We start from the raw sequence: 24,684 nt of genomic DNA, 5'->3' as shown, positions 1-24,684 counted from the left end.
CTAGTTGATGCGGGCCCAGGTAATGCCTTTGCATAGGAGACCAGCGACGATGCAGCCCTTGGTGGTCATGCTGTTGCCATCAACCGTCACTGTTATCTTGTAGGATTTGTCGCGTTGCGGATCGAAGGCGGTGCCCGAATAGACGCCTGTTTCATCGGGCTTTATGGTCATGATCAGCCGGTCACCGGTCTTTTCCTCGGGCGTGCCCGGTTTGATCCAGGTATTGGTGGCGCAAATATTGTCGCCGCAGGGCGCGATCAGCACTTTCGCGTTGCCGTCGCCGCGCGCCCAGTTTCCGTCGATGTCTGCTGCTCCGGCAGCAGAGGCCGCAAGCATCGGACCCAGGACGGATGCGATTATCAAAGGATTGATTTTCATCGTCTTTCTCCGCAGTTGTTGCCCCGCCTCTTATTTGTGCTCGATCGTGTAGAAGCCAACATTGATGGTGCCCTCGGTAAAGCCGGCTTCGCAGTAGCAAAGGTAATAATCCCAGAGCCGCCTGAAGCGGTCATCGAAACCCAGCAGCGAGATTGTCTGCCAGCGCGCATGGAAACGCTGCCGCCATTCCGCCAGCGTGCGGGCATAGGACTGACCGAAAAGCTCGGTATCGGTGAGGCTCAGACCCGCCCTGCCGATTGCTCTTTCAAGGGCTTCGTCAGATGGCAGGAAGCCGCCCGGAAAGATGTATTTCTGGATGAAGTCCGCGTTTCGCCGGTAATTGTCGAACCGGGCAGGTTCAATGGAGATGATTTGCAGCACCGCGCGCCCGCCGGGTTTCAGGCAGCGTTTCAGTGTTTCGAAATAGCTCGGCCAATAGGCCTCGCCGACCGCTTCGAACATCTCGACGGAAACGATGCGGTCGAACTTGCCTTCGACATCGCGGTAGTCCTCGAGCCTGAGATCGATATGCTCAGCCTTGTCGGTTTTCTCCGCTGCCGCCTTTGCCCAATTCAACTGAGATGGCGAAAGGGTAAGGCCGGTAACGTTGGCATCCGCCTGGGTCGCGAGGTGGATTGCAAGCGCGCCCCAGCCGCAGCCAATCTCCAATACGCTCTCCCCGCCGCTCAATTGCAGCTTGTCGACGATGCGGTTGAGTTTTTTGAGTTGGGCCGCCTCAAGCGTTGGCGTCGTATCGTCGAAAATCGCCGACGAATAGAGCATCGAGGAATCGAGCCATTGCCGGTAGAATTCGTTGCCGAGATCGTAATGGGCCTCGATGTTGCGGCGGCTGCCGCGCTTTGTATTGGCGTTCAGCCGGTGGCCAAGGCGATTGATGAGGCGCATGGGCAGGCTACCGCGCGTCGATCCCCCGAAAGCGTCGTTGTTCTGTGCCGCAAAACGGATCAGGGCGGTCAGATCCGGTGTGGACCAGTCGTCTTCGATGTAACCCTCGGCAAAACCGATGTCGCCATTGAGGATGAGCCGCCGTAGCGCGCGCCAGCGATGGAGAACAAGCGTCGCCTCGGTGCCCTCATGTTCCCCGGATTTCTCAATCACGCCGCCACCGGGCAGCATGACGCGCAGTCTGCCTTTGGAGACGTTGTTCAAGAGCTTGGCCATGAGCCAGCCTTCGGGACCGGTGCGTTGCCGCATCTGCGTGTTTTCCAGCGATAGTTCGTTGAGATTGTCAAACGGGGTCATGAAGTTTGGCCTCGATTTGCGATGGTGATGGGTGAATGAAGGAGACAGGGGCAGACGGTGGACGCGGTCGTTTTCTCAACCGCACACCCTTGAGCCATATTTTAAGTGCTTCCCAATGGATGCCTGCAACAACCTTGAGGGTAAGAAAGGGAATGGTGACAAAAGCCTTCAGCAGCGCGGCATCGGTCAGCTCGACACGCCGCGCCAGATGCCTTGCAGTCAGGACTGGCCCCTCGTCGTCAAATGTATCGATAACGATCTTCAGCTTGTCGCCGGGTGGAATGACACGGAATACATAACGGAGATCCATGTCCATGAAGGGCGAGACATAGAAGGCCTTGTCGCAGCGCTGGACGATCTCGGCCGCACCTTCTGTCTCCACCGGGATCAGATAGGAATGCCGCTCGCCGAACGTGTTGTCGACTTCCCAGAGAATGGCTTTGAGAGACCCGTTCCGGCCGTGGCAGAAAAAAACGCTGAGTGGATTGAAGGCCCAGCCAAGGAGGCGTGGCATGGTGAGCAGACGGATCGGACCACCATCGACGGTCATGCCTGCGGCCGTCATGGCGTTTTCGATCTGGTTGCGCAATTCCATCTTGCTCCCGTCGCCGCGGTCCCGGCGGTGAAAGGAAAACAGGTTGAAACGATCGACGGAGAACAGCCGCAGCTTACGGTCAAGCGCATCGAGTTCATCAAGGTCGAGAAGCAGCGAGTAAATGCGATAGGCGAGCCGGTGCGCTTTCGGCTTGAAGCGCGCATGCATGACATGTCCGGGAAAAAGGGCGGAGGAGAAATGAGACGTCATGGGATCGCCTCAACGAGTTTGATCGTTCTTTTCCGCGAAGCCAAATTCAGACGGACGATCCGGCCGCTATCATCGTTAACCTTCCAGGGCCTCGACAGGCCGCCCAGATCCTCGGCGACGGCAAGGCCTGCCTGAATGCCGTCTTCATGAAAACCCGACCCAAAATAGGCGCCGCAGAACCAGGTGTTTCTCAAACCCTGCAAGGCCCAAAGTTCCTGCCTCATCTGCTCGGTGCCGGCATCAAAAACAGGATGGTGGTAGGTTTCCTCGGTGATGATTTTTCCCTTTTCCGGTTCGCGCGTCGGGTTCAGCGTTACGAAGGTGTCAGGGATTGCACCCAGAGGCTGAAGCTTGTTCATCCAGTAGGTGATGCTCGGCTGCCCCGTTTCAATGCGTGTATCGGCCACATAGTTCCAGCTTGACCAGGCGGTGCGCCTGCGGGGCATGAAACTGCTGTCCGTGTGCAGTACCGCCCTGTTTTTCGTATAGCCAAACGCGCCGAGAATGCGCCGTTCGGCTTGCGTCGCGTCCGTCAGCATCTCCAGCGCCTGATCTGCGTGTGTGGCAATCACCACATCGTCGAACCGTTCGAATTCGCCGTTAGTGTTGGCGATCTCGACCCCGTCCGCCAGGCGGTGGATGCGCGTCACAGGTGTCGAGAGCCGAATGCGATCGGCGAATGGCGCAGTGAGTCGTTTCACATATTCCCGGCTGCCGCCGACAACGGTGCGCCAGACGGGCCGGTTGCGGAGCAACAGCAGGCCGTGATTGCTGCAGAACTTCACGAAATGTGCTGCCGGGTAACGGCCGACTTCCATGGCCGGGGTAGACCAGATGGCTGCTGCCATCGGGTAAAGATGATCGTTGCGAAAGGCGTCGCCATAGTTGTTTTGAGAAAGATACTCATCGAGCGACATGTCGCCCATCATCGGCAGATCGCGCGGGGCATTGCGATAAAAGCGCAAGAGGTCGGCAAGCATTGCCCAGAAGCGCGGTCTAACGGCATTTCTCTTTTGCGCCAAAAGGCCAAAGCCAGAGCCGCCGGAATATTCGAAACCGCCATCATCCAGTGAAACGGCAAAGGACATGTCGGATGCCGCGGTCGTCACTCCCAGCGTTTTGAAAAGTGCCGTCAGATTGGGATACGTCACCTCATTATAGACGATGAACCCCGTATCGACAGACACCACACCCTGTTCAGTTTTGAACGTCACGGTGTTGCTGTGGCCGCCGACGCGGTCCGCAGCCTCGAAAACCGTGACATCATGCCGTTTCGATAAAAGCCAGGCCGCAGACAGACCGGAAATGCCTGTTCCGATCACGGCGATGTTTCGCCGGCTGTCTTTTCTTTTGGCTTCGGTATCGAACATGGTTCCTCGCTATTGCATTCACAATTCAGTTTTACGGCCTGCGACAGATACGAAGGAGCGGATCGATAAGTTTCAGCGGCGCGCAAATTTTTCAGAATTTTGTCAGGCGCTTGAAACTCTTTTGCCGTCTCGCCCGTAGTTGCCACTGGAAACTTGGTCTGAAGTCCTTCGAATACAGTGAGCGGAATGGTGATGATGTCTGTTGTTTTGGCCCTTGCCGTGCTGATGTCGCTTCTGATGGCGGCGGCCTGGGCGTTGCAGCGTTACACAGGATCGAGTGGCTGGATCGACACCGTCTGGTCTGCGAGTGTCGGGGTCGGCGGCGTGGTTGCCGTCTTGTTTTCCGATGGAGATAGCTGGCGCCGGGGAGCGGTTCTCTTTCTCGTATTGGTGTGGTCGCTGCGGCTCGCGGGACACATCGGCATGCGGACGAGGGGAGGTGGCGAAGATCCACGTTACGCGAAGCTTATAGAAGAATGGGGCAGCAATGCCTCGTTGCGGCTATTCGCCTTTCTTCAGATTCAGGCCGTTGCCGCCTTTGTGCTGGTTCTCGCCGTCTATCTTGCCGCCAGCAATCCTCTGCCACTTCCAAGCATTATCGATGTGATAGCGTTGATCGTCGCGGCTGGTGCGCTTGTTGGAGAAGCGACCTCCGATGCACAGCTTTCACAGTTCAGAAAAACCCCGGAGGCCAAAACCGGCGTCTGCGAGGCTGGTCTGTGGCGTTATTCGCGTCATCCCAACTACTTTTTCGAGTGGCTTTTCTGGTGCGGCTTTCCGTTGTTGGCCATCCATGCGCAGCCGTGGTCATGGTTGTCGCTTGCTGCGCCAGCCATGATGTACTGGCTGCTCGCCCACGTCTCCGGCATTCCCCCGCTCGAAGAACACATGCTGAAATCACGCGGAGAGAAATTCCGCGCCCTGCAAAACCGCGTCAACGCCTTCTTTCCGGGGCCACGCAAGAATGAGGACACGCCATGAACATGCTCGCATTCGCCATCAATGCTGCCGAACGCGCACCGCTGAGTGACAATATGACGCTTGCCGGCATCGACATGCTCTGCGCGCGCACCAAACGGCGACTTGCTGGCGTTCCGGCGGCGGAAGAAAACGCTTTTGTGACTGATATGGCGAAATTTCCCGTCGCCACGCACACCGACGAGGCGAACAGGCAGCACTACGAGGTGCCGGCTGAATTCTTTGCACTCGTCCTTGGCGCGCAAAGAAAATATTCCTGCTGCTTTTATCCCAATGCTCAGACAACTCTGGATGAGGCTGAAACATTGGCGCTGGAAGAGACCGTTTCCCATGCCCGATTGCAGGACGGGATGAATATTCTCGAACTCGGCTGTGGCTGGGGTTCGCTCTCCCTTTATATGGCCGGCCGGTTTCCCAATGCGCGGATTACGTCCGTTTCAAATTCGGCTTCGCAGCGCGAATATATAATCGAACGTGCAAATGAGCGTGGGCTGTCGAACCTCTCGGTGGTGACGGCCGATATGAATGATTTCACCACTGACGAGCGTTTCGACCGTGTCGTATCGGTGGAAATGTTCGAGCACATGTCGAACTGGCAGGCATTGTTCGAGCGCGTCCGCTCGTGGCTGACGCTCGAGGGCAAGTTCTTCCTTCATGTCTTCAATCACCGTGATCGATCCTATCGTTTCGACCATGGCAACCGGGCAGACTGGATCGCGCAGCATTTCTTCACCGGCGGAATTATGCCTGCCTTCGATCTTCCTCACCGTTTCCCGGCGCAGTTCACCGTGGAACAGGAGTGGCGCTGGTCGGGATCACATTATCGCCAGACGGCCCTCGACTGGCTTGAAAATTTCGACCGGGAGATCGACCGTATCCGACCGATCCTGCAGCGGGTCTATGGCAACGATGCGCGCTTGTGGGAACGTCGTTGGAGACTGTTCTTCCTCGCGACGGCAGGTCTTTTCGGGCACGAAGACGGCAAGGTCTGGGGCGTTGGACACTACCTCATGGCGCGCGTCTAGATCGCTGCAAACACGCGCATGCGAACCCAATCCGGCGCCGCTTCGCCCTTCGTCGCGATGCGGCGAAGGTGTGTCTTCGGTTGGCGCAGGCCGCTGAGGCCGGCGAAGTGGGAAAAATGGATATGCGATTGATTGTGCATGATTTGATCGTGCAAAATTTGTGTATTTCATTCCTGTTTGCTTAACCCCGTTTTTTGAAATCTGCGAAGTTCGGCGACCTCGTCTAGCTTCCGTTCGGCTTTTGCATCAAGGAGCGGGCTCGCCCCGTAGTCCAAGCCAAGGGTCAGCATGCCTTTTCAGAAAACAAAAGACCGAGAGGAATATTCGCAGCATCTTCTTCTCCTGTGTCGAGTTGCAGCCTGGATGGGCGTGGCGCTGGCGACTGGCTGGTTTGTGTTTTTCATCCTCACGGAAAGATGGGGCATTGCGCTCAGCCTCCTCATTCTGGGGGTTGCGATCGTGCCGTGCTGGCTGACTTGCCTGATGGGCCACTTTTCCCTCGGACTCATTCTGGCTCAGAGCGCCTGTATCCTGTTCGTCTGCTGGTATTCCGTCGCTATCGATGTCTCAGACGATACCATACCGAGGACGACGCATCTCTACCTGCTCGTCATCATCTTCGTCGGCTACATGAATTTTCAACGCCAGCGTTCCGCCACCCAGTTTCTGGTCATCGCGGCAAGTCTCGCGGCCTTTGTTTATTTCTGCGCGTCCGCCCCGCGGTTTTCGTTCAGTAGCCCCATGCCGCAGGATGTGCGCAGCATCAGCGCCTGGTTCAACAGCGTTTTCGCAGCGTTGATGCTGTGTGGGGGTGTCGCCGCCATGCAGGCGCAGTTTCGCAGTCATACGAAAAAAGCCCTGGAACTGCGCTCCGCGCTTTCGAATGGCCAGTTTGAACTTTTCTACCAGGCGCAGGTTCGCGCGGATGGCACGCTGCTTGGCGCAGAGGCGCTGTTGCGGTGGAACCACCCGAAACGGGGATACATCCCGCCAGCCGATTTCATCGCGCTTGCGCAGCAAACCGGTTTCATGCCGACAATCGGCGCTTGGGTCATTGCGGAAGCCTGTAAGACACTTGCGAGATGGCAGGAGAACCCGGCAACCCAGAATCTCACCTTGTCGATCAACATCACTGCCGATCATTTCGTCGACGCGGGATTTTCCGGGCAGCTTCTTGATGCCGCCTCGTCTCAGGGCATCAAGCCACAGCTTCTCAAGCTGGAGCTGACCGAGAGCGTTTTCCTATTCGACATAGAGGCAGCAATCGCGAAAATGAAGCTCCTTGATCGTTCCGGCTTTACGATTTCACTCGACGATTTCGGCACTGGCTACTCCTCACTAAGCTACCTGCGGCAATTGCCGCTCAAACAGATCAAGATTGATCGCAGCTTCGTGACGGGAGTGACCGAAAGCGGGCGTATGGCGACAATCACGCGAAATATCGTCCAGATGGGGCACGATCTTTCGCTGGAAGTTCTGGCCGAAGGCGTGGAGACCGAGGCGGAGCTGCGGATGATGCTGTCCTACGGCTGCCGATTGTTTCAGGGTTATCTTTTTGCGAGGCCGACGAGCCTCGTCGAATTCGAGCAATATGCCGCCCGTCCATCGTCCTGACCGGACGTTTTGCGATAGGCTGAGGCATCCGGATCGAATTCAGTGGCGTGCCGACTGGCAGATCAGGCCGTTGAACAATGCACCATTCGTCGGATAGAGCTATCTTGCCTGTCAGGATCGCAATCGATCCACATCATTTCGTTGGTTCGCATGATCCCAGTTGCACTACCCTCCGTCGAAACGCTGCTTTTGCTTGCCTTCCTTCTTGCCACGACACTTGTATGGGGTATCTGGACAATGGTTTTGATTGCACGATACGCAGGAGGCCGCTGGGCGCGCCCGATGATGCTGCCCTATGGCCTGGCGACCGCCATTGCGATTTTTACACTTTGGCAGTTCGGTAATTTCTATCTCCAGATGCGTGCCTATGACAGGGAAATGGCGTCTAGCTATCGCCCGGAGCTTGGGGAGCCGGTGCGCCTTGGCCAGATCGACATGCCCGAAGGCACGAAACTTGAACTGGCCGTGGCCGACACCAGGGAATCCTTCAACCGCGCGGTCTTCCCCCATCCCGTGCGGGTCGCGAATGTCGATGCCGTCGAGATCGCCCGCTATATCGCGATAAAAACCAACGGAAATTATGAGACCGTCGGCTTTGTTCCAGAGACGATGCGGGTGACGGGCACAGGCGTGACCCTGCAGAGCGGCTGGCGCTGCGATGCGGCACAACCGGTGGAGTTCGACCTGAAGGCTGACGGGGATGTATCCGCTTTCAGCCGATGTGTCCTTGCCGACGGGAACATCGTCGACGGCATTGTCTTGCCGAAGGGCACATTTCTGCGTGCCTCCACCGGCAATGTCTATACCGACGGTTTCATCGATTCCGACAGGTTGGTTCTCGACACGCCCACGGGCCAGGCTATCCGCATTGATGATTTCGCTCTTGAGGATGTCACGCTCGCCCTTGATGGCGAAAGAAAACTCTATGAAATCCGAAGCGCGGTTTTGTCGAAGGAAGCAACGGCGGGCGCGCTCCACTTCGCAGCCGGCAGTGGAATTCGCCTCAATTCCCGGCACATCCGGACTGATTATCCCGGTGCATGGTTGATAACACCATCTTCTAAGTCCACCGGTTCTGAACCGGTGTCGCCTCGGTCAAGTGTGCTGAACAGAGGCGGGGAGCTTCTGACCACCCTTTCCGACTAGCGCACTGGTGGATCAGATACTCTGAACGATCTCGATGGAGGTCTCTCTTGCGATCAGGTGCGCGCGACCCCAGATATCGCGCATTATTGAAAGTGCGCATAAATGAACCCTGAGACCTACCTACCGATAAAGACCGACCGGCTGATCCTTCGTAAATTCCAGGCCGCTGATCTCGCCTCATACGCCGATTACCACACGCGCGATGACGTCCACCGTTTCCTCTATGCCGCACCGCCTTCGGATGATGCGGTGAAAACGCAATTCGCAGCGCTGCTCGAGGCTCCGTTTGAAGAGGACGGCGATACGTTGCGACTTGCCGTTACGCGCAGTGACGATGACACGTTGACCGGCGAAGTCCTGCTTAAAATTGCGAGCAAGGCAGCTTTGCAGGCGGAAGTCGGTTATGTCTTCAATCCTGATTTTTCAGGTAAGGGATATGCGACGGAAGCCGTCCGGGCCATGATAAGCCTCGGCTTCGAGACGCTCGGATATCACCGGATTTTCGCGCGGCTGGATGCCCTGAACCACGGATCGATCGGCGTTGTTGAACGCCTTGGCCTGCGGAAAGAAGCGCATTTGATCGAGAATGACCGGTTTGGCGGCACCTGGGGGGACGAATTCATCTATGCCACCCTGAAGAGGGAGTGGGCGTCTAGCCCGTGATCTTGCGCAGGTGATGATTATGTCGGGTTTGAAGGAAATTGTCGGTGTCTCAACTGGTCTTGATCCTCGGCGATCAATTATCTTTCTCCCTATCTTCGCTGGATGGCGTCGACAAGACGCGCGACACGATCCTGCTTTGCGAGGTAATGGCGGAGGCTACCTATGTCGGCCATCACAAAAAGAAGATCGCCTTCCTCTTTTCCGCCATGCGCCACTTCGCCGAGGAACTGCGTGGCGAAGGATACCGGGTTCGCTACACGCGGATTGATGATCGCGACAATGCCGGCTCCTTCTCCGGCGAGGTGCAGCGGGCGTTAAACGACCTGACCCCTTCCAGGATTTGCGTCACCGAAGCTGGAGAATGGCGCGTCAAGTCAGAGATCGAGCGCTTCGCCAGTGCCTTCAACATCGAGGTCGATATCCGCCCTGATCGGCGATTTCTTGCCAGCCACGACGAGTTCCAGCGCTGGGCGGCCGGGCGCAAAAGCCTGACGATGGAATATTTCTACCGGGAAATGCGTCGCAAGACTGGCCTGTTGATGAATGGCGAAGAGCCGGTCGGTGGACGCTGGAATTTTGACTCGGAAAACCGCAGTCCCGCCAAGCCGGACCTGCTTAGGCCAAGACACCCGGTCTTCGCACCGGACAGGATAACAAGGGACGTCATCGACACCGTCGAGCGCCTGTTTCCCGACAATTTCGGCAAGCTTGAAAACTTTGGTTTCGCCGTCACCCGCGCCGATGCCGAGCGGGCGCTCAGTGCCTTCATAAACGATTTCCTGATGAATTTCGGCGCCACGCAGGATGCAATGCTGCAGGATGACCCGTATCTCAACCACTCGCTTCTGTCTTTTTACATCAATTGCGGGCTGCTGGATGCGCTGGAGGTCTGCAGGGCGGCGGAGTGCTCATACTACGAGGGCGCGGCACCGCTCAATGCCGTCGAGGGTTTCATTCGCCAGATCATCGGCTGGCGGGAATATATGCGTGGCATCTACTGGTTTGCCGGGCCTGACTATGTCGACAGCAATTTCTTCCAAAACGACAGGCCGCTGCCGGGCTTTTACTGGACGGGCAAAACCCACATGAACTGCATGGCGACCGTAATTACGGAAACCATCGAAAATGCCTATGCTCACCATATCCAGCGCCTGATGATCACGGGAAACTTTGCCCTTCTCGCCGGCATTGATCCGAAGGCCGTTCATCAATGGTATCTCGAGGTCTATGCGGATGCCTATGAATGGGTTGAGCTGCCGAATGTGATCGGCATGAGCCAGTTCGCCGATGGCGGCTTTCTCGGAACAAAGCCCTATGCCGCAAGTGGCAACTACATCAATCGCATGTCGGACTATTGTAGTAATTGCCGCTATGATCCCAAGGAGCGTCTCGGTGAAAAGGCCTGTCCATTCAACGCGCTATACTGGGATTTTCTGGCCCGAAACCGTGAAAGGCTGAAATCCAACCATCGTCTGGCGCAGCCCTATGCCACATGGTCCCGGATGACCGAAGACGTCCGCCATGACATCAGGGCAAAGGCAGCTCTGTTTTTGAATCGTCTGAGCTGACGCGGCTCTTTCTCTGTTTTTGCCGACGGCGGGATACCCGATCAGAGCTGTCGCTGCGCATGTCTCCGTCATGACGCGGCTCGTAAACCCGGCTCCGCGTGTTGCCGACAGCGCCGCCGATCCATGCGGCAATGGCGCAAATGATGAGAGCGACGAAGGCGAACTATCGGGAGCGACGTGAAGCCTACCGCGTTTCTCTGCTTACTTTGAACTATCACTTACCAGCCGTAGCTGAATGTCAGGCCGCTGCCGTTGTCTCCGTTCTGCTCCACGTTGGTTTCGGTGTTCCGCCCATACTGGAAAATGCCATAGGCATTATTATTGCCGTTTTGCTGCAGTGTTGCGGAATGCCCGTTGCCCCGCTGCCGGATAAAGCCGAGATTGCCGCGACCGTTCTGGGCGATGCCCGCCGCATTACCCCGGCCCAGTTGCCGGATGTCTGCGTCTTTCAGACCGCGATAAAGCGAGTAGGCGCGCAGCCCGGTTGAGAACAGATCCCCATCCCCGGAATTGCCGGGCGCGAGGTCAAAGGAAATGCGGCCACCGGCATGGGCGGGAGCCGTAAATCCGAGCGGCGCAAGGCCTCCGACAAGCAGAGTAACGGTGAGAAGTTTCAACACGTTGCGGGTCATTCTGATCTCCATTCTGTCAGTGCCTTTGCCGATGATCCACTCTCGCATCCTGCAACTGAACCCGAACGGAATTGCCCATTCACATGTCGTTCAGTCGCTGCACGAGGATCAAAGAAAAGGGCGCTCAACTGGCGCCCTCTCTGGTGGAAATGTATAGTTGAAGTCAGCCTAGTCGCCGCCAACCTGTTTCGTGCAGCTGAAGTGTCTGCCATCGATTTCGAGATCGAGCACGGCCTTGTACTGCGCTCCCTTCGCGCCAAGCGTTACCGAACTCAGAAGTTGCGAACGCCCGGCAGCGGCATCAAAGCCGCCGCCCTGGTTGATGACGGAACTCCCGCTGCCTCCTGAATTTTCGACGTGAAAGGCATAGGTACCTCCAGCACCGGTGTTGCCCTTTGCGAAGGCCTCCAACCTGACCATGCCCGCCTGTGGTGTTGCCTTTATCTCGCAAACCTTGCCTTCGCTCAGGTCATTTGCGGTCGACATGGCTGCAATGGCGCCGAAGGGAAGGAGTGCAACGGCAAGGATAGCCGCCAGGCGGCGTGGATGTGTGACGCTATGGGGCATGGCTAGTCTCCTTGATGATCTGTTGACTTGATCTCGACCAGTTGCACGTCAAGGCCTGCGGCGCCTTAAGGGCAGGCCTGCACAAAGGCCGCTACATTGTCATTGCCGCCCTGGTTGACATTGGCGCTGCAGCCACGACCAACCTGAACACCAGCCGCGATGTTGCCGTTGCCGTCCTGGGTCAGGATGGTGGTGTGGTTGGAGCCGAACTGGCCGATGCCCGCCACGTTGCGGTTGCCGTTCTGATAGGTGGAGCCGTAATTGTCATGCCCCTCCTGACCGACAGCCGAAAGGTTGTGACGACCATATTGATGGCCGACGATCCGGTTATAGCCGCCGTTCTGGTAGGTGCGGATCCGGTTGCCATAACCTTCCTGTGCACCACCGGCAGAGTTCGACCAGCCATATTGTTCGATGCGCACATCGTTGGCCATGGCGGGGGCCGTGGCGGTGAAGCCAACGAGAGCGGAGAGTGCAATTGCTACGAAAGACGTACGGATCATGACTATCTCCTCAGGCGGATAAGACCGCGGTTGAACGTCTTTGTTGTAGACGGTCTCGTTGGAACGGAAGCTGAAGAGATTATTCAGTCGCGGTTCATTGGTGGGGTATGGTCCCAGCGCCGCAACAATGGTGACCAACATGACGACTAAAGTTTTCTTGGCAGGATGAAACCAAATTGGCTCGCCTTTCGTACATGGCTTGCGCCTTCAATGTTCAGGCGAAAAGGGAGACGAATCTGGGTCCGATGGAGCTTCAAAGCCGCGCTAGCCAGCCCGCAAATGCAGGGTCTGCTGCAAGAGATGATCTGACACGAGCAACCATAACCGTTGCCTGGGTCATCATCCTCAACAAGCCATTTTATCCGCTTTACGTGTGGTATCTGGTCGATGACGGAGGCATGGCATCGCTTGTCACCCTATTGTCGGTGCCATTCTTTCTCGCGATACCATTCCTGGCGAAAAACTCCCCGTTGGCCGCGCGCCTCGCTCTCCCCTTGGTGGGAACAATCGACACGCTGTTTGAAACCAAAATATTCGGCCAGGCTTCGGGCACCGAATTTTTCTTCGCAGCCTGCATCATGCTTGCAGCCATGTCGTTCCGCGCAGACGAGAAGCTCTGGCAATATGCGATGGCAATCCTCGTCTTCATCGCTTTCTTTTTCTCGCGGACGTTTCTGGGCGCGCCGCTGCAATCCTGGTCGGCAGATGATCTTGCAACGCTTCTCAATCTGAATGCGTTCTCTGCCGGCAGCCTCATGGTCTTTATCGCCCTTGGATATGCCGGCATTTCACGGCGAACCGAAATCTGAACAAGAGCCTTGCCATCGACAGGAGGAGTTTATGCTTAGATATTGTAACCGCGTGATTGGTGCCCTGACATTTTCGTTGTTTGTGTTTGCCGGTTCTGTGGTTTCCGCAGCCCCCAAACCAGTTGCCGTGGGTCTCGATCATTACCGCGGTACCTGGCTTGAAATCGGCCGTACACCCATGTTGCTGACAGACGGATGTGTTGCAGGATATTCCACCTATCGGCAGGGAGCATCGGCAGATGAAGTGCTGATAGAGGATGGCTGTCGAGCAGGAAATCCGAATGGTCGCCTCAAGACGGTGAACGGCGTCGGCAAGATCGAGGATTTTGGATCAACCAATGCGAAGATGCGCGTTCGCTACCCTCTTTTCATCACATTCAATTATTGGGTTTTCTACAAATCGCCTGATAAGTCCTGGTTCATCAGCGCCAACCCGTCGACCGGCGATGTGTGGATCTACGCCCGCAACATCCCGTCCAAAACGAAGCTCAATAAAATGATCACGAAAGCACGTGAGCTTGGCTACGACGTCAGCAAGCTCGAGTTTCCGGTCCAGAAATAACAGCTGATGGAGCGCATGGATGATGCAGTCGCTTGAAAATGGCTACAGGGCGATCGTCTTGGGCGCATCCGGCGGCATTGGTGGAGCCCTGTTGTCGTACTTCGAGGCCGACCCTCGTTGCGCGCTCGCCTTGCCGCTCTCGCGAAGCGTCGACGGTCTCGACATAACGAATGAAACCAGAGTGCGCGAAGTTGCCGCTCGTCTGGAGGCTCAGCGCGGCTCCTTCGACCTGATCTTCAATGCAACCGGTGCCTTGACGGTCGATGGTGCCGGTCCCGAAAAGTCGATAAGGGCGATCGACGAAGTTCACATGGCGAGGCAGTTTGCGGTCAATGCCATAGGCCCTGCTTTGCTCTTGAAGTATTTCACCCCGCTTCTGCGTAGAGACAGGCGAACCATTTTTGCCTCCCTGTCCGCTCGCGTTGGCTCGATTGGCGACAACAGATTGGGCGGATGGATCTCCTACAGAGCATCCAAGGCCGCTCAAAATCAGATCATCCGAACCGCAGCCATCGAAATCGCCCGCACAAACCCACAGGCCATCATCGTGGCACTTCATCCCGGAACAGTCGAAACAGAGCTGTCCCAGCAATTTTCGGAGGGCAAAGACTTGTTCACCCCGCAGCAGTCTGCCGCGCGCCTGATGGAAACAATCGATGGTCTCACACCGGTACAAACAGGGCAGTTTTTTGCCTATGACGGTTCAAGGATCGAATGGTGAGTGCCGGCATTCGTTGACGCCGGCGAATTTGAAGTGAGCGAATGATGGGCCATCATACCGCTGAAACTCTTTCCTGGTTGTCTCGTGATTTGCTCACTCCCATAACGGAGTGTCCGGCTGAGGAGGCGCGCAATTAGCGTCGGGGCTATTGAACAAGAGTAATTTACGATGCAAAGGCGCCCTTGTTGGAACGACCAAATAAGGTTTTGTTGAAAAGAATCGCGACGCTCGCAATCCCGAATCGACTTTGCCCCTCCAGCTGCTACGACCTTGATTCTCAACTGCTCTTAGGCAACATATCAAGTCGGCCTACCTAATGCCCCAAGTACCGGGCTCGAGGTCTTATTAGCTTGCCATCGAGCTTTTGCTCCAGAGCATGCGCGACCCAGCCCACAGTTCGAGCAATCGCGAAAAGGGCCAGAGCTGAACCGCGGGGAAGATTTAAGCTACGGCGCAGGCTGACAAGAGCGACATCACAGGTCGGTAATTGTCCGGCGGTCTCGTTCATGACTTGCAACAGTTCGTCCCGCAGTGCTCTAGGCGGCAGATGTGGAAGCAAACCGCTCGCTCTTGGATCCCCTTCCGGATAAAGCGGATGGTGAAAGCCAGGAATTGTTTCACCTCGCCGGAGACGTTGATCGATCACTCGCTCAGCATCCCCATACTGCTCCAGCTCATCGAAAAGCAATTCGACAAGGCTGGTCATTCCACCGTGCAAGGGCCCACTCAGGGCGGACAGTCCGGCGTTCAGACAAGCGCCGAGGGACGCGCCTGTGGACGCAACGACGCGTACGGCAAATGTCGAGGCATTGAGTTCATGGTCGGCCTGCAGAACGAGGGCGCGACGGATAAGATCTGCGCCTATACTGTCCGTCTGCCAGGCATCAGCAAGAAACAGGTGAACTGGCTGCTTGTCCGGCTGACGTGAGGCGCAGGCGGCAGCTGTGGCTCGCAACATGTTAGCGGCGCCAGGCCATAGACGGCGATTGTCGCGCTGCCAGGCGGTGAGGCGGCCAGCTTCAACCAAAGGAAGGAGCGTCTGACACCGCTCCGTGAGCGGCAGCTCCCGGGCGTGGTCGAGGACAGCGTGTGGCCATGGCGATGGAGCGGCCTTTATGTCAGCGAAAGGATCATCGTTGCCGCAATCCCAGAGTAGTCGCGCAATGTCCTCGAGACATGCATCCTGTGAAAGTGTTAGGGCGTCTCGGCCACGATAGCGCAACTGGCCTTCGGCGATCTCGGTAATTGAGGATTCCAGCACTGGCAGTCCCCAGTCCAGCGCGGTCGCCGCCACTTGTTTCGGCCGCCGACCAACGGCCTTTCTTTTCTTCAACGCTTCAATGTCATGTGCGCTGTAGCGCCTGCGACGGGGGTCATCCGGCGAGCCGCTGGTGCGGATCAGTCCACGGCTCACATATGCATAAAGTGTTGCCCGGCTTATGCCCAATTCGGAAGCGGCGTGAGCGGCTGTCATGAATTTGTCAGAATGGTGCATGGCGTTCTCATATTGATTATATGAATCAAGATTGACGATATATATGCGCTGCAGCATCTTCAAGGCCATTCGCATTTAACTGAGGAGAATGACAGTGTCCGCAATACCCGCTTTCGTTGGCCGCATTCCGGCTTCCGGCCTTGATGAAGTCGTCGCCGCCGAAACCATCCTCAGTCACGTGGATGGGCAGGAGGGTGAACTGATCATTCGCGGACATCACCTGGCGGAACTTGCCGACTGGTCTTTCGAACAGATGCTGGAACTCCTCTGGGCCGGGCAGACCCCGGAGGTGATGACTATGCAGAGCATTCGATTTAAACTGGGAGCGGCACGGCAGCGCGCGTTCGGCCTCATGGAACCCTTGCTTCCCGTCCTGCCCAATCTTTCCTCTGTCGAGGCGTTGCGCCTTCTGCTGTCTTCTTTGCCGGACGAGGAAAGCACTTCGCATCACGTGATGGCTGTTGCGGCCGTTCCGGTCTTTGTCGCGGCCATCGTCCGAAGCAGGCAGGGTTTTGTCGCGATAGCGCCCGATGCCATGCTCTCCTTCTCAGCCGACTTTCTACGCATGATATCCGGCGCTCAGGCATCGCCAGATAAGGTGCGAGCGCTTGACGCATACTTGACCACGGTTGCCGATCATGGATTGAATGCTTCCACCTTCAGCGCGCGGGTTATTGCCTCGACGGGGGCGGGGCTTTTTTCATCTGTGGTTGGGGCGCTTTGCGCCTTGAAGGGGCCTCTCCACGGCGGGGCGCCGGGTCCAGTGCTCGATATGCTTGACGCGATTGGATCAGAAGCAAACATAAGTCCCTGGCTGCGAGCTGCATTGGCCCGGGGCGAGCGCTTGATGGGCTTCGGCCACAGGATCTACCGCGTGCGAGATCCGCGTGCAGACGTGTTAAAAGGGGCTGTGTCGGCTCTCGCGGACGGCTCCGATCGTATTTCCTTTGCGGGGAAGGTGGAGGAGGAGGCGCTGGCCCTTCTAAAGGAAAAGAAGCCCCTGCGCCCACTGCAGACAAATGTAGAATTCTATACGGCGCTTTTACTGGAGGCCGTTGGTTTCCCTCGCGACAGTTTTACGAATGTGTTTGCAGCAGGACGAATGGCGGGCTGGACAGCGCACGTGCTGGAACAGGAGCGCACTGGACGGCTCATCCGGCCACAGTCCCGCTATATAGGCCCTCAACCGAGATGAGATCATTGCGTAAGTGTGATGCGTGTTAACACGTCGCCGATTGACAGTTTGAGTCCATAATGTCATCGAAATTGCGTCGGCCCACCCTTACCAAGCGGATTGAACGCCAGACGTTTGGTTTGTCGTTTCACCGAGCCATCTCTGGCGCTCCTGCCAGATCGCATCGGCGACAATTCTGTTTACATCTTTCTCGCCACGGCAGAGGTGCTTAGACGTGATGACCCAAGCCATTATTTTCACATCTTCTGGATAATCGTTCTGCTCAACCGGCATTGCACAAAACCCATTTCTCTTGGCTTAATTAAAAACAAGTTGGATTGCGCAGACCTTGTGTCACCTAAACTAAAAGTCGCATTTCCAAAATGCAGAGAGGTCAGGCGCTTAACAATGCCGCAGCCTCCAGTCGGGGCCTGTTTATGGGGACGCGCAACTAGATTGTCCTAGTCCCGCTGACGATCGACAACAAGCATCGCTCCGAAATCGCTCAAAATCGATTGCCTCAACGCTTTTCTGATGTCCCGTTCGAATTCGTCAGGTGATCCTTGCTGAGTACTTAGGTAACTGAGTCCTGATACAGAGGCTGCATGGATGAAGCTGCTGAACGCGACTTCATCATTCACCAGGCCTTTAAGCGCTTTCGTGCAGGATACTACGGCCTCTTTGTACGATTTATCGCGAGAGCCTGGCCACTGATCAAGGAGATAGGATGCCGCACCACGTGTCGATGAGATGTGGGTGTATATCCGCCTCTGGCCGCCAAGCTCGATCTGAACCGTACTGTACCACCTTCTAGGTTCCATCTGCGATCTCCAAGCAAACAACGACTATATTACTTTGTTGTCCTTGCGTGAGGCTTGTTCAAATGAGCCGAACATAGTGGATCAGGAAATATTACCCGTCGCGATCATCCTTATGTTTGATTGCAGTGGTGGCTCCGACCTAATTACCACGTATAATTGCGATGCTGAGTGAGGTGCTGCTTGAGCCGGTTAGGTGAATAGCCCCGAGTTTCGTAGACACCCTCGGGTTAGATTTTCTGCTGCTTCTCAAACTCAACGGGCGACAGCACTCCGTTTCTCACGTGTTTGCGTTTCGGGTTGTAGAACATTTCGATGTAGTCGAACACGTCCTGGCGTGCTTCATCGCTTACGGTAAACCGTGCGACGTATCCGTTCTCGCTTTAGAAGATTGAAGAAGCTCTTGGCCACCGCATTGTCATGGCAGTTTCCGCGTGGGCTCATTGAATGAACCAGATTGTGGTGCCTGAGGAACGATGCCCAGTCCATGCTATTGAACTGGGCGCCCTGATCCGAGTGGATCAACACCTTTTCCTTCGGCTTGCGCCTCCATACAGCCATGAGCAAAGCCTGCAATACGACGTCGGTGGTTTGGCGGCTCTGCATTGCCCAGCCGATCATACGACGCGAATAGAGGTCAATGACGACAGCCAGATAAGCGAAACCTTCGCAGGTTCGGATGTAGGTGATATCCGTCACCCAGGCCGTGTCTGGAGCCGCCACATCAAATTGTCGGTCGAGCGTGTTGTCGATGGCGACGGCAGGCCTACCACCATAGATGCCGGGACGGCGTTTGTAGCCAATCTGTGCCTTGATCCCGGCAAGGCGGGTCAGACGCGCAACCCGGTTCGGGCAGCACATTTCACCCTGATCTAGAAGATCGTCGTGCAGCTTGCGATAACCGTAGACCTTGCCGCTTTCTTCCCATGCCTTCAGGAGCAGATCGGTCTGTCGCTTGTCCTCGCTGGCTCGCGTGCTCAGCGGGTTCTTCAGCCAGGTGTAAAATCCACTGGGATGAACCCGCAGAAGGCGGCACATCGTCCGCACAGAAAACTGCAAGCGATGCAAAGCAATGAACGCGTACTTCACTTTGCATCCCTGGCGAAATACGCGGCCGCTTTCTTTAGGATGTCTCGCTCCTCGGTGACGCGAGCCAACTCCTTCTTCAGCCGCCTGATCTCCTCGGCCTCGCCGTTGTCCTTGGAGTTCGACGCAGCAAACTTCTTCTTCCATTCGTACAGCGAATGCTGGCTGACGCCGAGACGCTGCGAAACCTGTGCCACCGAATAGCCCCGCTCCGTGATCTGGCGCACCGCGTCACGCTTAAACTCTTCGCTGAAATTCGATTTGCTCATGATGCTCTTCCTGCCTTAAAATTAGGAAAGAAGGCGTCTACAAATCTCGGGGCTATTCAGACATCACCTACATTCGAACCTGCGAGGGCTTCGCCTATCTCGCCGTTGTCACTAAGCTGCCAACTCAATCATGAACGACTCATTGCCCCCCTGCCGACTTAACCCTTAGCCGCGAACAATACAATTTTGCACAGATCCGAAATCGGCGAGCTCCTCACTTTTCACCTCCCCCGCCGCACATTGAGGACTATTATTTCTGGAACTGGAGTTGGGACGGGCTAACCAACTTATCCGACAGCACTCGTGTGCCATGCCATGATAGTTGCGCTGAAGCCGAGGGTGCCATAGCGAATGATCTCAACTTATCAGGTTGAAGAACGGGTATTATCGCCGCTCAACCAGGGTTCGCAAGATGTCCGCCGCCTTACCCCTTCCTCTGCCATTGATTGCACTATATTTCGCGTGGCCTCGGCAGTACTTGCCCGCTTCAGTCTGTCCCCAACGAGTACATCGATGTTCTCAATCCAGAGGCTTTGATCATTTTTTAAAATAATCTCGCCGGATGCAGATGATGTTCCATAGGCGTGGCTGCGAGAAAAAATCGCCGCGGCTCCGTGCCGCACCACATCTATCCTCTTTGTTTGAGCTCTGCAGGCATTAACCTCAGAGTCACAGAGTGGCACTAGCATGATGTCAATTTGCCGCTCGTTGCTTTCAGCGAGGTAGTCGGCCCAACCAATTGGGCGCCGAACCGTGACCCTATCCATTCCTACCCAGACTTTCGACGCGCGGCGGTCAGCAAAAACTTCGAAATGGACATTTGGTCTGTTTTTCAAAGTTTCTGCGATAACTGGCTGAAGAAACCTATGCTCACTGTAGTGAACTCCTGTCGCGTGGTAAGCAATTAGCACGTTGTCCCGAGAGGACGGTTCCCTGCGGTCGACGCACCAAAACATCGGGTGCGGTGCAGGGGGCATGACCTCGAACTCTACACCTCCCAAGCTTTCCCCCAGCCTCTGGGTGGACACCCATACGGCGTCGAGAAAGCGGCGGAGACGAGGAAGCAGCAACAACGCACGATAGCAGAGAAAGATACGATATTGGAGTGACGCATCGTGACCGGTCACGACAGCGGGAATATCGTCATCCAGAAAAAGAACGACGCCGGACAGCGCTTTTTCATTTTCCTCGACCCACCTTATAGCAGAGGCCGAAGCGTAGCGGCAAAAAATGACCAGTGCACTTTCCGGTTCGAGGTGTCTGAGGTCTTTTGACCTGATGTCAGCTAACTGAAAGTTCAAATCCTGTAGGTACGCAAACCTGCCTGAAAAATAATAGTCTGTGGTGGGGTTAGGGTGCCGACCGAACACTATAACAGATTTAGGCGACCGGCGCTCGTGCCACGGCTCTTGCCTAATCGCCGGTTTTGGCAAACAGTTTTCATAAACGAACTGTGATAACCTGTTCATGGCGCGGCCAAGCTTAAGCGCAAGATGTGATGTGTGGTCTGTCATGCGCCACCGGCGGTGATACTTCTTACATCGGGAAGCCTATAGTCTCGCTGTCGCGGTATGGCGTCGACAACATAGTCTTCCCCGCTAAAGGACAGATTAGGATTATAATAAGGGTCGCTTAGTAGCAATTTGCCCCAATGCTCATGCATATATTTTTCTTCCGCAGCAAAGCGAGCCTTTTTTTCCGGCGTATCATCCCCTCGGCGGGATACCGATTCCAGATGGGTCAGACATGCGTAGGGTGTCCAAATGATCTTATGGCCAGACATCAAAACCTTGAGACAATAATCAACATCATTGAATGCAACCTTTAAAAACTCTTCATCCATGCCGCCAACGGAGTTCCAGAGCGTTTTACGGGTCAAAAGGCAGGCCCCTGTCACCGCGCTTACCTCTCGCCTTTGGGCCAGGAGACCAAAATCTTCGCCGGCCTTCGGATGACGAAAGTGAAAGGTGTGACGCGCGACCGATCCTGCCCCGAGCGTTACGCCGCCATGCTGAACGAAGCCATCAGGAAACAACAGCAGCGCGCCTGTCACGCCAATCGTTTCGTCATCCAACTCAGCGGCCATTTGACCAAGCCAATCTGAATTGATGGGTTCGACATCGTTATTGAGCAGGAGTACCAGTTCATTCTTTGCCGCCTGCACACCGATATTACAAGCCTTGGAAAAATTGAAAACACCGGGCATCGATATACGTCTGATTTTGTCGGTCTTCTCCCACCGGTCCATCAGCAGTAATGCATCTTGATCTGAACTATCATTGTCGATCACGATAATATCCAGTGAAACATTGCTTGTTCGGTAAATCAGTCCCTCAAGGCAAACCTTTAACAGATCCGCCCGGTCACGGGTGGGTACGATGACGCTGATCGACCAAGCGTTTTCCAAAGCAGGCTTCACGCCGATTTTCGCCGGCGGTTTGCCACCGCATCGATGTAAAAGCGGAAGCGGCACGTGGGCGACCTGGCCTTTTTTTGATGCAGCCAAGAGGAGTTCACCCGCTGAACATTGAATGAGATCCTGTCCGCTTGGCAAGGCAGATAACTTGATCGCCGCTCCATCTGGTGCAAGCCAGCCAGATTGTGCGAGAGGGGGATTGAAAGCGGGTTTGAAAAAAGGGGTGACGCGCCTGGTTTTCGGATCGACGTAGTCTTCATCACAGTAGGCCGCAACGATGCCGGGTTCTGAGAGAGGCCGTATGATTTCGCTCACGGCATTCGTGTCGAGCGTTACTCCAGCTGGAACCCGCAGCCAGACGGCATCGTTGTTAGAGTCGGCGCTCGCAGGGGGTGCAAGACTTACTTCGCGGATGTTCTGATAAGTCTGCTTCTGAAGTGACGAGCGACTTTCATCGACGCCGGGTCCGGCCCCAGTAATTGTGTAATAGACTGTCGGGCGATAATTGAGATCAGTAATTCTCGTCGCAGAACCGCAATTCAGCGCCCGCCATTGAGAATATTCTGGCGCATTCATGCTGTCGAGGAGCCTTACGATACGATACTGGAATCCTCGAACATTGCCTCGAAACAACAAGTGAAAAGCGCGGACAACAGTCTTGAGTGAATAAAATGCGAGCCGCGTGATCAATTCGGCGTAAGACAATCGACGGACGTCAAAGGGCAGTGTGCCGATACTGTCTGACACGACAGATATCCCATTGAGATCGACTGGCATCCAGCCGAAGAATTTCCCGCGGCCGGATGTGTCGAGGATAAGCGATCGGAGTACCACGCCGGGGTGACGGTCTTTACGGTCGAGCCTGACCGTTATGGCGAGAGGAGCATCACGTTGAGCAGTGCGGATGCGGAGGATGACGGGCTTATCGGCAAGTGCGCTATAGTTTTGTACCTGTCCGTCGGCCATCGTGTCGTACCTAGTGCTTAAGTTTGAGACCGCAGATATTCAGAAACGGCCAATTTCACAACGTCCAGCCCTTAATCTTTTTTCGCAACATCGACCAACAACCGCAAACCTTAAATCTTGCTTCTTGTGAACGGTGTTCCGTGGATGATAATCTGAAACGTGGTTCGTAATAACAGGCCGAAGATGGCGATGCAGAATTTTCGCACCCTTCATTCTCCTGTCCGGCTATTGTTGAGAAGGAAGCTGCAACGACCGTCACCGTAAGTCGGACCCACATGCTGTTTGCAACGGAGAACCACAGGGACCATTGGTCAAACGCTAATTAGTTGATACGCTTTCGAAATGATCGACGACTTGAAGCAAGTTTTGATTATCCTTCATGATTCCGGTGGCGCACGGGTTCCCGGGGACAACGTTGCGTGGCTACCGCACATGATGCCCGCCATCAACGTGGCTCTTAACATGGGATATATGAGATATAAGGAACATGATGGACAACGATATTTTTCCCTGACACGCGCGGGATACGACAAAATCGGCGTAAGGCCCTTCTCCACATCCGCATATCTTTCTTCGCTGCTTAAGCGTTTGGTCGGAGTAGGAAGGCGCTGAAATCTACTCAATACCATCAGTCATTGAAGTTATTGTAGATGCCCGCGCCGCCCGCCACTATACCGATTGGCTGGCCAATAATTGAAACGAAGCGTGTGAAGTCCACCGACGGATGCCGCGAAGCATAAATGACGTCGCGTGCCTTTACATCGAAGGTTTGTCCAATCAACATACTGCCAGCACGCGTCATATCGAAACGATATACAATCGGGTATCGCCCTAATTTGTCCGCGCGCATACCCTTGGATCTCAGGTCGTTGAAGCGCTGCTGGCCGACGAGATCCATAACGATATCGGGCTCTTCGTATCTGAATACAAAATACCCTTTCATGTCGCTCGTTTCCGCCGAGCCGCCGCCAGCAAGGGCCACGGCCTCCAGCAGATTAAGATCGTTTGCGCCAAATTCCAGTCGGCTGTTTGACTTCACGGATCCGAGAACCGTAAACGTGCGAGGCTCTCGTGTTACGAAAACCTGATCCCCCGGCTGTACGTAGACGTTCTCATGGGGATTCTGTACCAACGTCTTGAGGAGAACAGTACCGGTTTTCGACTGGCGCGTCAGGGTCACGTAGCTTTCATAAGGCTGAGCAGTGGGGCCGCCTGCCTTTGCCAGCACCTCCATGATCGTTTCAGGAACAAGGTTGAGTGGCACCACCGCCGGACTCTTGACCGCGCCCGACACGGTAACGTTACGAGACGCTGTACCAGTGCTGTTTATGACGACGTCGGGTTCAACAGCCTTGCTCGCGAGGGCCGTCAGAATGTTCTGTCGGGCTTGCTCAAGTGTCTTGCCAGAGAAAGTCACAAGCCCGACATAGGGTATTGCCGCCTTGCCATCCGGTTGAACGACGATGTCCAGCGTCGTCTGTTTAGAATCGCCTGTTGAAAACAGGCCGTCCGAACTAGCTTCGAAGATGGTGATTTTTAATTGGTCGCCGACACCTATGACAGGGCGCTTGACGCCACCGCCAATGCCAAAGCGGCTTTGCAACAGCTTTCCGTCGAATCGCGAGATGAGAGTTGCCGAGTTGACGTCGATATCGACAATGTCGAAAACAACGTTTTGCCCTGACGAGGGCCTGGTCATCGACTGTTTGGATTGTTCGAGCACGTCGGACGCAAGGGGGCCGTCACCGGGAAGATTGTTGCACGACGTCAATCCCAGCCCTAACAATAACAAGCCAGTTTTCTTCACATTTGCCCCGCATGTAAACTCATAGGTGCGATCCCAATAGCAAGAAAAC

General features: G+C 55.5%; 23 protein-coding genes and 1 pseudogene. 10 read left to right on the top strand and 14 right to left on the bottom strand.

Annotated elements, in window-relative coordinates; genetic code table 11:
- Genes AB4Z23_RS19495 through AB4Z23_RS19480 form a run of 4 tightly spaced genes read right to left on the bottom strand, consistent with a single transcriptional unit; the run spans position 1 to position 3,816 of the window.
- The gene (locus tag AB4Z23_RS19495) at positions 1–378 is read right to left on the bottom strand and encodes a DUF2147 domain-containing protein (protein ID WP_004431397.1); all 378 of its coding nucleotides are present in this window, start codon (positions 376–378) and stop codon (positions 1–3) included.
- 30 nt (positions 379–408) lie between these two features.
- Positions 409–1,641: an SAM-dependent methyltransferase gene (locus AB4Z23_RS19490; RefSeq protein WP_004431399.1), complete on the bottom strand. Its 1,233-nt coding sequence runs from the start codon at positions 1,639–1,641 to the stop codon at positions 409–411.
- Positions 1,628–2,446, bottom strand: coding sequence for a DUF1365 domain-containing protein (locus AB4Z23_RS19485; protein WP_004431400.1), 819 nt, complete (start codon positions 2,444–2,446; stop codon positions 1,628–1,630). Before AB4Z23_RS19485 ends, AB4Z23_RS19490 begins: the two co-directional genes overlap by 14 nt.
- Positions 2,443–3,816, bottom strand: a complete 1,374-nt coding sequence (locus tag AB4Z23_RS19480; protein WP_111788438.1) for an NAD(P)/FAD-dependent oxidoreductase — start codon at positions 3,814–3,816, stop codon at positions 2,443–2,445. The genes AB4Z23_RS19485 and AB4Z23_RS19480 overlap by 4 nt, the downstream gene beginning before the upstream one ends.
- A gap of 192 nt (positions 3,817–4,008) precedes the next feature.
- On the opposite strand from AB4Z23_RS19480, the gene AB4Z23_RS19475 reads away from it, so the two are divergent.
- Both AB4Z23_RS19475 and AB4Z23_RS19470 read left to right on the top strand, forming a co-directional pair.
- Positions 4,009–4,797, top strand: coding sequence for a DUF1295 domain-containing protein (locus AB4Z23_RS19475; protein ID WP_112391569.1), 789 nt, complete (start codon positions 4,009–4,011; stop codon positions 4,795–4,797).
- Positions 4,794–5,819: an SAM-dependent methyltransferase gene (locus AB4Z23_RS19470; protein ID WP_112391482.1), complete on the top strand. Its 1,026-nt coding sequence runs from the start codon at positions 4,794–4,796 to the stop codon at positions 5,817–5,819. Before AB4Z23_RS19475 ends, AB4Z23_RS19470 begins: the two co-directional genes overlap by 4 nt.
- Here AB4Z23_RS19470 and AB4Z23_RS19465 read toward each other — a convergent pair.
- Positions 5,816–5,959 carry a hypothetical protein gene (locus AB4Z23_RS19465; protein WP_441360640.1) on the bottom strand — a complete coding sequence of 48 codons (144 nt, stop codon included), beginning with the start codon at positions 5,957–5,959 and terminating at the stop codon, positions 5,816–5,818. The two genes, AB4Z23_RS19470 and AB4Z23_RS19465, sit on opposite strands and share 4 nt — an antisense overlap.
- A gap of 148 nt (positions 5,960–6,107) precedes the next feature.
- On the opposite strand from AB4Z23_RS19465, the gene AB4Z23_RS19460 reads away from it, so the two are divergent.
- The 4 genes from AB4Z23_RS19460 (at position 6,108) to phrB (ending at position 10,810) form a co-directional block, all read left to right on the top strand.
- Positions 6,108–7,433, top strand: a complete 1,326-nt coding sequence (locus tag AB4Z23_RS19460) for a putative bifunctional diguanylate cyclase/phosphodiesterase (RefSeq protein WP_441360639.1) — start codon at positions 6,108–6,110, stop codon at positions 7,431–7,433.
- Between the two features lie 150 nt (positions 7,434–7,583).
- Complete coding sequence (locus tag AB4Z23_RS19455) at positions 7,584–8,579, top strand: hypothetical protein (RefSeq protein ID WP_441360638.1); 996 nt, start codon at positions 7,584–7,586, stop codon at positions 8,577–8,579.
- Between the two features lie 102 nt (positions 8,580–8,681).
- Positions 8,682–9,242: a GNAT family N-acetyltransferase gene (locus AB4Z23_RS19450; RefSeq protein WP_441360637.1), complete on the top strand. Its 561-nt coding sequence runs from the start codon at positions 8,682–8,684 to the stop codon at positions 9,240–9,242.
- 44 nt (positions 9,243–9,286) lie between these two features.
- Positions 9,287–10,810 carry a (6-4)DNA photolyase gene (gene phrB / locus AB4Z23_RS19445; protein ID WP_441360636.1) on the top strand — a complete coding sequence of 508 codons (1,524 nt, stop codon included), beginning with the start codon at positions 9,287–9,289 and terminating at the stop codon, positions 10,808–10,810.
- Positions 10,811–11,028: 218 nt separating this feature from the next.
- Here the strand turns inward: phrB and AB4Z23_RS19440 are convergent, their stop codons facing one another.
- The 3 genes from AB4Z23_RS19440 to AB4Z23_RS19430 form a co-directional block, all read right to left on the bottom strand.
- Positions 11,029–11,442, bottom strand: a complete 414-nt coding sequence (locus tag AB4Z23_RS19440; protein WP_441360635.1) for a curlin — start codon at positions 11,440–11,442, stop codon at positions 11,029–11,031.
- 168 nt (positions 11,443–11,610) lie between these two features.
- Positions 11,611–12,009: a curli-like amyloid fiber formation chaperone CsgH gene (gene csgH, locus AB4Z23_RS19435; protein WP_441360634.1), complete on the bottom strand. Its 399-nt coding sequence runs from the start codon at positions 12,007–12,009 to the stop codon at positions 11,611–11,613.
- A 65-nt stretch (positions 12,010–12,074) separates the two neighbouring features.
- Positions 12,075–12,512 carry a curlin gene (locus AB4Z23_RS19430; RefSeq protein ID WP_111804058.1) on the bottom strand — a complete coding sequence of 146 codons (438 nt, stop codon included), beginning with the start codon at positions 12,510–12,512 and terminating at the stop codon, positions 12,075–12,077.
- A gap of 245 nt (positions 12,513–12,757) precedes the next feature.
- Here AB4Z23_RS19430 and AB4Z23_RS19425 point away from each other — a divergent pair, with 245 nt between their 5' ends.
- Genes AB4Z23_RS19425 through AB4Z23_RS19415 form a run of 3 tightly spaced genes read left to right on the top strand, consistent with a single transcriptional unit; the run spans position 12,758 to position 14,604 of the window.
- Positions 12,758–13,321 (top strand): hypothetical protein, encoded by a 564-nt coding sequence (locus AB4Z23_RS19425; RefSeq protein ID WP_441360633.1) that lies wholly within the window; start codon positions 12,758–12,760, stop codon positions 13,319–13,321.
- 31 nt (positions 13,322–13,352) lie between these two features.
- Positions 13,353–13,883: a lipocalin family protein gene (locus tag AB4Z23_RS19420; RefSeq protein WP_441360679.1), complete on the top strand. Its 531-nt coding sequence runs from the start codon at positions 13,353–13,355 to the stop codon at positions 13,881–13,883.
- Positions 13,884–13,902: 19 nt separating this feature from the next.
- Positions 13,903–14,604, top strand: coding sequence for an SDR family NAD(P)-dependent oxidoreductase (locus AB4Z23_RS19415; RefSeq protein ID WP_441360632.1), 702 nt, complete (start codon positions 13,903–13,905; stop codon positions 14,602–14,604).
- A gap of 313 nt (positions 14,605–14,917) precedes the next feature.
- Here AB4Z23_RS19415 and AB4Z23_RS19410 read toward each other — a convergent pair whose 3' ends face one another.
- Entirely contained in the window at positions 14,918–16,156 is a 1,239-nt protein-coding gene (locus AB4Z23_RS19410) for a citrate/2-methylcitrate synthase (RefSeq protein WP_441360678.1), read from the bottom strand.
- A gap of 37 nt (positions 16,157–16,193) precedes the next feature.
- Here AB4Z23_RS19410 and AB4Z23_RS19405 point away from each other — a divergent pair, with 37 nt between their 5' ends.
- Entirely contained in the window at positions 16,194–17,294 is a 1,101-nt protein-coding gene (locus AB4Z23_RS19405; RefSeq protein ID WP_112497580.1) for a citrate synthase/methylcitrate synthase, read from the top strand.
- A gap of 440 nt (positions 17,295–17,734) precedes the next feature.
- On the opposite strand, the gene AB4Z23_RS19400 is transcribed toward AB4Z23_RS19405, so the two are convergent.
- The 5 genes and pseudogenes from AB4Z23_RS19400 to AB4Z23_RS19380 all read right to left on the bottom strand — a co-directional run bounded on the left by AB4Z23_RS19400 (position 17,735) and on the right by AB4Z23_RS19380 (position 24,635).
- Positions 17,735–18,094, bottom strand: coding sequence for a DUF982 domain-containing protein (locus AB4Z23_RS19400; protein WP_112355147.1), 360 nt, complete (start codon positions 18,092–18,094; stop codon positions 17,735–17,737).
- A 227-nt stretch (positions 18,095–18,321) separates the two neighbouring features.
- Positions 18,322–19,446, bottom strand: a pseudogene (locus AB4Z23_RS19395) (IS3 family transposase).
- Positions 19,447–19,811: 365 nt separating this feature from the next.
- Positions 19,812–20,960: a hypothetical protein gene (locus tag AB4Z23_RS19390; RefSeq protein WP_441360631.1), complete on the bottom strand. Its 1,149-nt coding sequence runs from the start codon at positions 20,958–20,960 to the stop codon at positions 19,812–19,814.
- The gene (locus tag AB4Z23_RS19385) at positions 20,957–22,828 is read right to left on the bottom strand and encodes a glycosyltransferase family 2 protein (RefSeq protein ID WP_441360630.1); all 1,872 of its coding nucleotides are present in this window, start codon (positions 22,826–22,828) and stop codon (positions 20,957–20,959) included. Before AB4Z23_RS19385 ends, AB4Z23_RS19390 begins: the two co-directional genes overlap by 4 nt.
- Before the next feature lie 628 nt (positions 22,829–23,456).
- The gene (locus tag AB4Z23_RS19380) at positions 23,457–24,635 is read right to left on the bottom strand and encodes a polysaccharide biosynthesis/export family protein (RefSeq protein ID WP_410171789.1); all 1,179 of its coding nucleotides are present in this window, start codon (positions 24,633–24,635) and stop codon (positions 23,457–23,459) included.
- Positions 24,636–24,684: the final 49 nt, after the last annotated feature.

The organism is Agrobacterium sp. MCAB5 (assembly GCF_052114365.1).
GTDB classification, from domain to species: domain Bacteria; phylum Pseudomonadota; class Alphaproteobacteria; order Rhizobiales; family Rhizobiaceae; genus Agrobacterium; species Agrobacterium tumefaciens.
This window is presented reverse-complemented; position numbering and strand designations above follow the sequence as displayed.

Coding starts and splice junctions, on each gene's coding strand:
- AB4Z23_RS19495 (WP_004431397.1), bottom strand. CDS start 378: ATGAAAATCAATCCTTTGATAATCGCATCCGTCCTGGGTCCGATGCTT.
- AB4Z23_RS19490 (WP_004431399.1), bottom strand. CDS start 1,641: ATGACCCCGTTTGACAATCTCAACGAACTATCGCTGGAAAACACGCAG.
- AB4Z23_RS19485 (WP_004431400.1), bottom strand. CDS start 2,446: ATGACGTCTCATTTCTCCTCCGCCCTTTTTCCCGGACATGTCATGCAT.
- AB4Z23_RS19480 (WP_111788438.1), bottom strand. CDS start 3,816: ATGTTCGATACCGAAGCCAAAAGAAAAGACAGCCGGCGAAACATCGCC.
- AB4Z23_RS19475 (WP_112391569.1), top strand. CDS start 4,009: ATGATGTCTGTTGTTTTGGCCCTTGCCGTGCTGATGTCGCTTCTGATG.
- AB4Z23_RS19470 (WP_112391482.1), top strand. CDS start 4,794: ATGAACATGCTCGCATTCGCCATCAATGCTGCCGAACGCGCACCGCTG.
- AB4Z23_RS19465 (WP_441360640.1), bottom strand. CDS start 5,959: ATGCACAATCAATCGCATATCCATTTTTCCCACTTCGCCGGCCTCAGC.
- AB4Z23_RS19460 (WP_441360639.1), top strand. CDS start 6,108: ATGCCTTTTCAGAAAACAAAAGACCGAGAGGAATATTCGCAGCATCTT.
- AB4Z23_RS19455 (WP_441360638.1), top strand. CDS start 7,584: ATGATCCCAGTTGCACTACCCTCCGTCGAAACGCTGCTTTTGCTTGCC.
- AB4Z23_RS19450 (WP_441360637.1), top strand. CDS start 8,682: ATGAACCCTGAGACCTACCTACCGATAAAGACCGACCGGCTGATCCTT.
- AB4Z23_RS19440 (WP_441360635.1), bottom strand. CDS start 11,442: ATGACCCGCAACGTGTTGAAACTTCTCACCGTTACTCTGCTTGTCGGA.
- csgH (WP_441360634.1), bottom strand. CDS start 12,009: ATGCCCCATAGCGTCACACATCCACGCCGCCTGGCGGCTATCCTTGCC.
- AB4Z23_RS19430 (WP_111804058.1), bottom strand. CDS start 12,512: ATGATCCGTACGTCTTTCGTAGCAATTGCACTCTCCGCTCTCGTTGGC.
- AB4Z23_RS19425 (WP_441360633.1), top strand. CDS start 12,758: ATGGAGCTTCAAAGCCGCGCTAGCCAGCCCGCAAATGCAGGGTCTGCT.
- AB4Z23_RS19420 (WP_441360679.1), top strand. CDS start 13,353: ATGCTTAGATATTGTAACCGCGTGATTGGTGCCCTGACATTTTCGTTG.
- AB4Z23_RS19415 (WP_441360632.1), top strand. CDS start 13,903: ATGATGCAGTCGCTTGAAAATGGCTACAGGGCGATCGTCTTGGGCGCA.
- AB4Z23_RS19410 (WP_441360678.1), bottom strand. CDS start 16,156: ATGCTGCAGCGCATATATATCGTCAATCTTGATTCATATAATCAATAT.
- AB4Z23_RS19400 (WP_112355147.1), bottom strand. CDS start 18,094: ATGGAACCTAGAAGGTGGTACAGTACGGTTCAGATCGAGCTTGGCGGC.
- AB4Z23_RS19390 (WP_441360631.1), bottom strand. CDS start 20,960: ATGACAGACCACACATCACATCTTGCGCTTAAGCTTGGCCGCGCCATG.
- AB4Z23_RS19385 (WP_441360630.1), bottom strand. CDS start 22,828: ATGGCCGACGGACAGGTACAAAACTATAGCGCACTTGCCGATAAGCCC.